Below are 9,808 nucleotides of genomic sequence, written 5' to 3' on the forward strand. Positions count from 1 at the left end.
GGGGTTCGAAGGGATTGGCGCTGAAAGTGCCCAGCGGCCAATCAAGTAGGGGTGGCCGATCGAGGTGATCGGCCACCGATGGCGAGATCCGTCAGGGCGCCGGCAACGGATTAGCCGACGGCCATTCGCCCACCGTCGACCGGCAGGATCGTCCCCGTGGTGTAACTCGACGAATCGCCGGCGAAGTACAGCACCGCCCCGACGATCTCCTCCGGCCTGCCACCACGCGAGATGGGCCAGGCCCCCGCGAGATCGTCGAATTCGTCCATGTCCCACCCCTTGCTGATGTCGGTGAAGAAGGCGCCGGCCATCACGCAGTTGACGCGGACCCCGGGTCCGTAGGCGGAAGCGAGTCCCTTGGTCAGCGAGTTCAGACCGGCTTTGGCTGCGCCATACGGAATGTAGGCCGGGGCCGGCCGCTCGGACGCGTTGCTACTGATGTTGATGATCGATCCGCCGCCCGCTGCGGTCATTCGCGTCGCGGCGAGGGCGCTCAGCCGGAAGGGACCCTTGAGGTTCACGTCGACGATCTTGTCGAACAGTTCCTCGCTCACCTCTTCGATACTCGGATACAGCGGTGCGATGCCGGCATTGTTGACCAGCACGTCCAACTTGCCGAAGGTCGAGTACACCTCGTCGATCAGCGTCGGTAGCGTCGCCCAGTCCCCCACGTGCGCCGCCACGCCGAGCGCCTTGACCCCGGTCTTGGCCTCGATTTCCGCAGCGAGTTCCCGGCACGGCTCGACCTTGCGGCTCGCGATCACGACGTGTGCGCCCTCTTCTGCGAACGCCCAGGCCATCGAGGCTCCCAGACCCCTGCTGCCGCCGGTGATCAGGGCTACCTTGCCGGCGAGATTGTGTCGATCGGTACTCATGGTTCCTCGATTCGTTCAGGCGCGCGAGCGCGACGTCGATTCACGCCACGACTTGCCCTTGTCGGCCCGCGCTTCTGCGGGGAGCCCCAACAGTCGTTCGGCGATGATGTTGCGCTGGATCTCGTCGGAGCCGCCCGCAATGCGGTAACCGGGCGCCCCGAGCACGTGCTCGTTCCACGCGTATGTTCCCGGTCGCCCCGTGTCGGCCAGTAGCGTCCGTCCGAGTATCGCAGTGGCGGTGTCGGACACCAGCTTCAGCTTGTCCACCCACTGGACCTTGCGCACCGATCCCACCGCGCCGGGGGCGCCTCCCGCCGCCCGTGCCTGGCGGTCGCGCAGCAGGTCGATCTCGGCCAGAGTCTGGCGAAGGTAGACCTCGGCCAGCTGCTGCCGAATCTGAGGATCCCCGATCCGTCCGGCAGCGCGTGCGGAGGCAACGAGCTGGCTGAACTGTCCGCCGACTCCCGCTGTGTTGGAGCTTCCGCCTCGTTCGAATGCCAGGGTCGTCAACGCGACATTCCAGCCTGCCCCCACCTCGCCCAGTCGCAGACGATCCGGAACACGGACGTCGGTGAAGAAAACCTCGTTGAAACTGGTACCTCCAGACATTTGCCGGATCTGGCGTACCTCCACACCCGGTGCGTCGAGCGGCACGAGGAACGCGGTCATTCCCGCATGTTTCGGTACGTCGGGATCGGTGCGTGCGATGAGTTCGCCCCACTCGGCGAATTGCGCCCCCGAGGTCCACACCTTCTGGCCGTTGATCACCCATTCGTCACCGCGGCGGACGGCGCGGGTGCCGAGGGAGGCGAGGTCCGAGCCGGCACCGGGCTCGGAGAACAACTGGCAGGCCAGGAGTTCGCCGCAGAGCATCGAGGGTAGAAAGGTCTCTTTCTGTCTCGGCGTCCCGAGGATCCGAATGGTCGGGGCAATCAAGTGCATCGTGACCGAGAACAACTCGTGTGGCGCCAGCGGCAACAGTAGCGACTCCTCCCTCGCGAACACATCGGCGTGCTCGACGCTCAATCCGGCGCCGCCATCCTCGATCGGCCAGTCGAGGGCACCGTAGCCGGCATCGAACTTGATACGCTGCCAACGCTTGTGTTCCTCGAGCAAAGCCTGTTCCGCCTCGAATGGCAGTGAATGGAATACCGCCACATCGAACGGGTCCCGCTCCGTGGTGCCCGCGACGGCGCCGACGTTCCCGCGCAGCCATTGCCCGGCCTGTTCACGAAACTCTGACAGGGTCATACAACCTCCGAAATTTGTGCGGCGACAGGCGCCCCGGCCAGCCAGGATGCGCCGGCGCTCAGTACAACGACTCTCCGCCGTCGACGATCTGGTTGGTGCCGGTGATGAACTTCGCGTTCGGACTGCACACGAACACCGCGGCCGCGGCCATGTCTTCGACGCTGCCGGCTCGACCCAGGGGAACTGTGGCGGCCATCCTCTCGAAGACCTCCGGGTTCCGCTCCAACGCCATCGGGGTTGCGGTGATACCGGGCGAGAGGGCGTTGACGCGGACGCCCTGCTCGGCCAGCTCATAGGCTGCCACGCGCACGAACTGATTGAGTCCCGCCTTGGTGGTCGCGTAGTGGATCGTGCCTGGCCGCGTCCCCAGTGCGCGGACCGACGAGAGCACGAGAATCGCCGCGTTCTCGCTCTTGTCCTCACGTGCCGCCATCCGCGTCGCGGCCTGGTGACAGCAGCGGAAGGTGCCCGTGAGGTTCAAGTCGATCGTGTTGGTCCACACCTCCTCCGTCATCTCCAGGAACGGGACCATCGACCCGCTGCCCGCGTTGGCGACGAAGATGTTGAGCGTAGGGAAGGTGCGGTCTACGAGTTCGAACATCGCGCCGACCGATTCGGGGTCACGGATGTCCACTTCCGCAATCTCGACCTGCTGACCGGGCGCGGCCAGCTCCTGCAGTTCCTTACGGGCCAGTTCCAGTTGTGGTCGCCGACGGGCCGCGATCATCACGCTGGCGCCGGCTTCCACCATTCCCTTCGCGATGCCGAGCCCGATGCCTTCGCTGGCACCTGTGACGAGCACGTATTGCCCGGCCAGCGAGCCCTGGATTCCGCTCTCTCGACTCACGACACCGCTCTCCTTGTGTTCTGTCCGCTGCGCGACTGCGGGTTCAGCGCCACTACCGACCTTCGAATGGACGGATGTATCACGCGTCGAGACGCAGTGAGACCGAGCGTGCACGTGACACGCACAGCATCATGGTCTGACCGCATTCACGCTCATCGTCGGTCAACACCGAATCCCGGTGGTCTGGAATGCCCTCGAGGACGGGAGTTTCACAGGTTCCGCAGGTTCCCTCGTTGCACGAAGAGAGAATGTCGATTCCGTTCTCCTCGGCCACGGACAGGATCGTTCGATCTGCGGGAACGGTGACTGTGATACCGGACTGTGCGAACTCGACGTCGATGTCGTGATCGGGTCCGTCCAGTTCGATCTCTTTTGCCACAAAACGCTCGGTGCGCAGAGTCCGCTTCACCGGCCCGGCCGTGCAGAGATCTTCCAACTTGGCCAGCAGCCCTTCGGGACCGCAGGAGTAGATGATTGTCTGCGGATCTGTGGCGGTGACGAGCCCGTCGATGTCGGGCATCCCCCGTTCGTCGTCCGGCCAGATCTGGACCCGATCACCGAACTGGGCCAACTCGTCGAGGTAGGCCATGCTGGCCCGCGATCGTCCGGCGTAGAACAACTTCCAATCCCGGCCTTCACGCTCGAGCTGCATGATCATGGGGATGAGAGGGGTGATGCCGATCCCACCGGCCACGAACTGAACCGCGACGCCACCGGCGAGAGGGAAATGATTGCGGGGCGCGCTGACTGTGACCGACGACTGCTCCGCGAGCGAGTCGTGAACGGACACCGAACCGCCGCGACTGTTCGGCTCCCGGAGCACCGAGATGACCCACCGGGTGTCGGCGACGCCGAAACCGGTCAGCGAATACTGGCGAATCAATCCGTTGCCCACGTGAAGATCGATGTGGGATCCGGGTTCCCAGCGCGGAAGTGCGTCACCGCTGTCGGCTTCGAGTGCCAGTTCGACGATGCCGTCGGCGACCGTGCGTCGTTCGACGACGCGAAGATCGAGGTTCATGTTCACTTCCCAGAAGTTTGTCGAAAGGTGCCGACTCCCTCGAAGCAGGACCAACCCGCTTCGAGGGAACGCCGCGGCCTATCCGTAATCGCACCACTCGGTCAACCGACCATTCTCGAACGTCATGATCGACAGGACGTTGAGCTTGCAGAACTCGCCGGCCTTGCCGAACCCGGGAACATCCGCTGTCGCAGTGCCCTGCCACGTGGTCTCGCGCAGGACCGAGTTGCCGGTCACTGCCCAGCGGGTGGTCTCACCGATCGAGCGGTCGGGGAACACCTGCTTCATCTGTTTTACCGTCTCGATCATGAGGTCGCGACCGGTTGCCGCGACGCCCCGATTCTGGTGCACCACCACGATGTTCTCGTCCACGAGGTCGTGGAGCACGTCGAGTTCGAGGTTGTTCCACGCATCGACGACCTTGTGGGCCTGCGCCAACAGTTCTTCCGGAGCCGGGTTGGTCATGAGTAATCAGTCCTTCTACGTGAGAGCGACAAGGATGGGGTGGGGGGGTCGTCAGTCGGTGAGTACTTCGATGTCGAACTCGTGGATTCCGCGGGTGGGCATCGAGTGGTACCCGATGGTCTGTCCCTCCACCAGTGTGAACTTCGGCATCTTGGTGACGATCCGCTCGAGTACGAGAATCATCATCACGCGCGCGAAGTTGGAGCCGAGGCACCGGTGTGGACCGATGCTGAAGGCGATGTGGTTCTTGTCCTTGCGGTGCAGGTCCCACTGGTGCGGGTTCGGGAACTTCGTTTCGTCACGGTTGGCCCCGTTGTAGGACGTCCATACCTTGGCGCCCTCGTCGAGATCGGTCTGGCCGACTGTGACGGGGCATGTGGTGGTCCGCTGGAGTGCAGTGACATTCGCGAACATTCGAAGGCCTTCTTCGACGGCGTTGGGAACCAGATCCGGGTTCTCCACCAGTTCGGTCAGGTCGTCGGGATGAGTGGCGAGGTGGTGAACGATGCCGCCGAGGATGGTTCCGGTCGATTCCAGGCCGGCGATCGACAGCGGGAGTACCACGGCAATGCGCTCGGACAGGGTGGGCTCGCGGCCGTCGATCTCTTTGACCTGGCACACCAGGCTGACCAGGTCGTCCTCGATCGGATCGGCCATCCGCGCCTTGACCAGGGCTTCGATGGCGGCGTACAGGCTGACGAACGCATTCTCCGACGCCTCCGCCGTCTCGCCGACGAAGATATCGTGAGCCCATTGCATCCAGTCGTCGATCTTGTCGCCCTCGAGCTGGAGCAGATTGCTGAAGACCGCCCGCAGCTGCAGCGGGCGCAGGAAGTCTTCCATGACGCTGAACCGGCCACGCTCGATCCCCGCATCCAGGAGCGTATCGATCTCGGCGGTGATCGACGGCGCGAAGACTCTCATCTTCTCTTCCGTCAGTTCAGGGTTGAGGATCTTTCGCCAGTCCGTCTGTGCCGGCGGATCGAGATCCTCGGGCAGGAACCGGCCCTCGTTCTTCGGAGGCGCCGCCCGGTTGTCATGGCCGAGAATCGCGACGCCCCCTTCGGAGGAGAAGCGCTTCCAGTCACGCAGGATCTTGAAGACATCGTCGTAGCGGGTGGCCACGTAGCAGGGGGTATCGCCCTGGGTATGGACGCTGAGCTCGTCGAGTTTCTGCATGCGATTGATCTCGGGCCAGAAATTTTCGTTGAACTCCGACGACCACATATCGACGGGGCATCGACCGGTCGTGGCCGTCTCCGACTGCAGCTGTTCAGTCATTTCCAATACCTGTCTCTCACACGGAGGTAATAGCGGCTTCGGGGCACACGGCCAGGATCTCGTCTACCGTGTTCGACTCCGGCACCGCGCCGTGGTTTTTCACCTGTGCGCGGCCCTCGTCGTCGGGTTCGAACAGATCAGGGAACATTGCGTAGCACCTACCGTGCGCCTGGCAGAAGTCCTGATCTACCGATACCTTGTTCGTCATTTCGACTCCAATCGATGTCATCCGGTGCACCTCAGGCGCGGGCGAGTTGTCCGCCGTCGACGGGAATCGCTGCGCCAGTGACGAATCGGGCCTCATCCGAGGCGAGCCACAGCACGGCGTTGCTCACATCCTCGGGCTCTACCCACGGGATCGGGAGAAGCGTGAGGTTGCTGAAAAGGTCTGCCGCGTCCGCGGGAGTCGGGTTCTCGATATCGGGAAGGAACATCTTCAGCAGGCTCTCGTTGATCGCCATTTCGGTGTTGACGGCGCCGGGATTGACCGAGTTGACCCGGATGTTGTGTTGACCCACCTCGTTCGCCAGCGACAGCATCAGACCCTGCATGCCGTGCTTGGAAGCGCTGTAGTGCGCCTGCCCGGGCGCACCGCGCAACCCGACCGTTGAGCTGACGAAGATGACGGACCCACCCGCGCCGCGCTCGATCATCGAGGGCAGCACTGCGCGGCACGAATGCCAGGCTCCGACCAGGTTGGTGCCGAGAATGTCTTCCCACTGCTGGTCGGTGAGCCCGACCACCGATCCCTGGTTCGAGATGCCGGCGTTGGAGACGAGGATGTCGATCCCGCCGAACTCACGGAGCGCCTCTTCGACAACCACATCCAAAGATGCCTGGTCCCGTACATCGGCGGCACGCGCGATGATCCGGCGGCCTTCCTTTTCGACCAGGCGCACCGTCTCCTCGAGATCCTCGGGAGTGCCGGACGTGTAATCGAGGTTGGCCTGCTGCCTGCACAGATCGACCGCAACGATGTCGGCGCCTTCCTGCGCAAGCCGGACGGCGTGGGTACGCCCCTGTCCGCGTGCAGCACCAGTGATGAACGCGATCTTGCCATCCAGCCGTGTCACTTGATTGCCTCCTATTGGCAGCTGTCTCGACGGTTACGCCAGGTACTTGAATAAACGGCGACGCCAAGCAGAAGAAGAGATGTCGGGAGCGCATCACAGCAAGCTGTCGAGCTCCGGTTCGTAGGGCCTTGTTAATCCAGTCACACCCCGGACAACATGAGATCAATATTGCTCATGAGGAACTCCGATGCCAAGGGGTGGTCTCACTTTGCGCTGCACCACCTCTACGGCTTGACAAAATTGGCTTGACCAGCACGTTCAACGTGTCCGCCCACAGCCTAAGGAATAGTGTCGAGACCCCGGCAAAGCACAAGCGCGATTTCGAGCCGTTCGAGACTCGGCGAACCAACAAAGAGAGGACAGGACAGACAAGCGCCCGCGGATCGTGCACAGCCGCCCGAATGCAATACGGGTACGACAGATTTCGGGCAGATAAGTTCCCCGGTGGCTGCGGCGCATGTCAGCCGCAGAGAAACACGCCGACCTCCATCATGAAGTCGGCGTTCGGTTTTCGGCTCAACCCGGGCGCGCCGGTTGCGCGCGTATCCAGTTCGGTGTCAGCTCACAACCACTCGATCGCAGAATCGAGCGATCCTCCCAAGCGATCCCGGCAATAGTCGACCACGCCACGCAAGTGCTCTTCCATGAGATCGCGGGCGCGCTTGGGCTGCCCAGCAGCGACCGCCCTGGCAATCTTGTGATGATCATCGACGAGAACGCTTCGGAGAGTGCGCGGGTCGTCGACCATAGCGACGTGGTGCGCGACGATCTGGCCGTAGGATTCGAGACTCAACTCGAGGACCCGATTGCGAACCAACGAGGCAACCGCCCCGTGAAACCCGGCATGCTCCTCGAGGTAGCCCTCGAGGAGCTCGTCGGATTCGTGGTGGTGCCCGTCCATGAACGGCGCCATGGTGGAGGCGCGCGTGTCGGCGTCGGGATGCCGAGCCGCACGCTCGGCCAGCTCTCCCTGTCCCCACACCCACGCCTCGAAAAGTTCCTGGTAGGTGGCACCCGACATGTGAAAGAACAACGCGGAGACTCGTCCGAGGTGTGCTGCGCCCACAGACCCGACCACGGGACCGCCTCCGGGGCCGCGTCGAATCGCGATCATTCCCTGCACCTCGAGTAGGCGCAGTCCCTCCCTCAGCGATTCTCGGCTCACACCGTACTGCGTCAGCATGGCCGCTTCCGACGGCAGTCCATCGCCCGGCCGGAGGTTCTGGGCACGGATGTCGCCCACAATGTTCCGTGCGATGACTTCTGCCGCTTTGAGCGGTCGGAGCAGCGAGGATCCGCCGGCCGCGATCGGAATCGGGCGGTCACCGTTCGTCTCGCGCTTGCGCGTCTCGCGCTTGCGCGTTCCTTCGCTGCGTACGACCATCGCGCCATCCTCTTCGAGTACCGGACCCACGCACCAACCGTTCACGGCGTGCGGTGCACCCTAGAACGCGGACGTGCTGGACATCACACCGGATATTATCATGATGTTTTGTTACGTGCTCCGACACGGGAGTCTCCCCCTCGCGGTCGTAAAGGCACGCTCAATCACTGACCCGCGCTGATCTCGTCCACAAGACCCCACGCCAGCGCGGTGCCGGCGTCGAGGGCAGCACCCGTCGCACACAACCAGAACGCCCGCCACCGCCCGATCCGCCGAGGCACGCCCACCGTTCCACCCGCCCCGGGGATCAATCCCATCGACACCTCCGGCAACCGGAACACCGTGCCCGGCGCTGCCACGATCCGACCCGCGAACGCTGGTACCTCGATGCCGGCCCCGACACAGCTGCCGTGCACCCGGACCTCCATTCGGTCGGCCAACTGCGAAACCAGTCGGGCCGCGCCGGCGCGGGTGCGGATCAAATGCGCGGTGGCGAGGTCAGGGGTAGTGCCGAACTCGTCCAGGTCGCCACCCGCGGAGAACACCGGCCCGGACCCGTCGAGCACGATCGCCGTGATCGTGTCGTCCATTATTGCCAGCCGCAGCGCCTCGACCAGGCCGTCCCGCACCTCGGCACCGTACGCGTTGCGCCGCTCGGGCCGATTCAGGGTGATGTGTAGCCGCTCCGCGTCCCGTCGCATCAGCACCGGGTCCTGCGGCGCCGGCGGCGGCAACGGGCGAGGACCGCGCTGCCGCAGCCAGTGCCGGAAACCCGGGGTGCCGAGCAAGGTGGAGTAGGCCAGCGACTCGACGTCGATCGCCTGCGGCACCGGCAGCTCCTCCGACAGCCGCAGCACCTGCCCGAGCACGATCGCGGCGTGCACATTGGCGGTCACGACGTCGCGGAGTTCGGCGACCGCGGCGTCCGGATCTCGGGCGCCGACCAGCCGGCGGTCAACCGGAGCGGCGTCGGCGACGATCGTGGTGTCGAGACCGGCGGCGAGATCCGCGACCGGCTCCGGCACCGGCCCGGGGGTGCGGCGCACGCCGACCAGCAGCCGGTCGGCGTGCATCGCCCGCTCCGCGGCCCGGGCCGCGGTCGCGGTGTCGACGGCGGTGTCGAGATCCACGGTCAGCATCGGGGAGTCGACGACCGCACCCTCACCAAGCAGCGGGGTATCGGCGACCCCGTCGGCAAGGTCCTGCGGGGTGATCACGGGCTGCGCGGTATCCACGACAGACAGCTTGCCAGCATAGGATCAACCGGTGTCACTTACTCCCCTGCTCAGCCCCTCGGCGCCGGATCCGGTGCGGGACTGGGCCGAAAGCGGAGTCGTCGCCCTCACCGGCCGCCCAGAGGGGCCTCCGATCATACCGCCCGGCCGGGCCGCGACTGTCGCGCGCGCCATGTCGTCATGGATCTCCGGCGTCAGTGCCCTCGGCGGTCGGCATCTCGACGTCGACGGTGCCCGCCTGCTCTCCGAGCGCGCGGCCTTCACCGGACGTGAGCGTCGCGGCGAGGTGTCGGTAGGCGGCAGTTGCCGTCTGCTGCCGACCGCCGACGGGTGGGCGGCCGTGTCCTGCGCCCGCCCCGACGACCCCACCCTGCTG

At 64.8% G+C, this 9,808-nt stretch carries 10 protein-coding genes and 1 pseudogene; 1 reads left to right on the forward strand and 10 read right to left on the reverse strand.

Features of this window, described 5'->3' with window-relative positions; all coding sequences use genetic code 11:
- Positions 1 to 110: 110 nt before the first annotated feature.
- The 10 genes from G9373_RS37015 to G9373_RS37060 all read right to left on the reverse strand — a co-directional run bounded on the left by G9373_RS37015 (position 111) and on the right by G9373_RS37060 (position 9,369).
- Positions 111 to 875 (reverse strand): SDR family oxidoreductase, encoded by a 765-nt coding sequence (locus G9373_RS37015; protein WP_167119970.1) that lies wholly within the window; start codon positions 873 to 875, stop codon positions 111 to 113.
- Positions 876 to 890: 15 nt separating this feature from the next.
- Entirely contained in the window at positions 891 to 2,126 is a 1,236-nt protein-coding gene (locus G9373_RS37020; RefSeq protein WP_167119973.1) for an acyl-CoA dehydrogenase family protein, read from the reverse strand.
- Positions 2,127 to 2,184: 58 nt separating this feature from the next.
- Entirely contained in the window at positions 2,185 to 2,943 is a 759-nt protein-coding gene (locus G9373_RS37025) for an SDR family oxidoreductase (protein ID WP_206033259.1), read from the reverse strand.
- A 109-nt stretch (positions 2,944 to 3,052) separates the two neighbouring features.
- Positions 3,053 to 3,994, reverse strand: a complete 942-nt coding sequence (locus G9373_RS37030; protein WP_167119979.1) for a PDR/VanB family oxidoreductase — start codon at positions 3,992 to 3,994, stop codon at positions 3,053 to 3,055.
- A gap of 78 nt (positions 3,995 to 4,072) precedes the next feature.
- Complete coding sequence (locus G9373_RS37035; RefSeq protein ID WP_009476052.1) at positions 4,073 to 4,459, reverse strand: ester cyclase; 387 nt, start codon at positions 4,457 to 4,459, stop codon at positions 4,073 to 4,075.
- 51 nt (positions 4,460 to 4,510) lie between these two features.
- Positions 4,511 to 5,740, reverse strand: coding sequence for a cytochrome P450 (locus G9373_RS37040; protein ID WP_167119982.1), 1,230 nt, complete (start codon positions 5,738 to 5,740; stop codon positions 4,511 to 4,513).
- A 16-nt stretch (positions 5,741 to 5,756) separates the two neighbouring features.
- Positions 5,757 to 5,948, reverse strand: coding sequence for a ferredoxin (locus G9373_RS37045; RefSeq protein WP_167119985.1), 192 nt, complete (start codon positions 5,946 to 5,948; stop codon positions 5,757 to 5,759).
- A 31-nt stretch (positions 5,949 to 5,979) separates the two neighbouring features.
- Positions 5,980 to 6,804, reverse strand: a complete 825-nt coding sequence (locus G9373_RS37050) for a mycofactocin-coupled SDR family oxidoreductase (RefSeq protein WP_240960945.1) — start codon at positions 6,802 to 6,804, stop codon at positions 5,980 to 5,982.
- 571 nt (positions 6,805 to 7,375) lie between these two features.
- Positions 7,376 to 8,197, reverse strand: coding sequence for an FCD domain-containing protein (locus G9373_RS37055; RefSeq protein WP_167119990.1), 822 nt, complete (start codon positions 8,195 to 8,197; stop codon positions 7,376 to 7,378).
- Positions 8,198 to 8,361: 164 nt separating this feature from the next.
- Positions 8,362 to 9,369 carry an enoyl-CoA hydratase/isomerase family protein gene (locus tag G9373_RS37060; RefSeq protein ID WP_240960946.1) on the reverse strand — a complete coding sequence of 336 codons (1,008 nt, stop codon included), beginning with the start codon at positions 9,367 to 9,369 and terminating at the stop codon, positions 8,362 to 8,364.
- A 109-nt stretch (positions 9,370 to 9,478) separates the two neighbouring features.
- Between G9373_RS37060 and G9373_RS37065 the strand changes: the two are divergent.
- A pseudogene (locus G9373_RS37065) lies at positions 9,479 to 9,808 on the forward strand (CoA transferase); the annotation flags it as partial.

Origin of the sequence: Rhodococcus sp. A14 (assembly GCF_011603105.1) — a bacterium.
GTDB classification, from domain to species: Bacteria; Actinomycetota; Actinomycetes; order Mycobacteriales; family Mycobacteriaceae; genus Rhodococcus_F; species Rhodococcus_F opacus.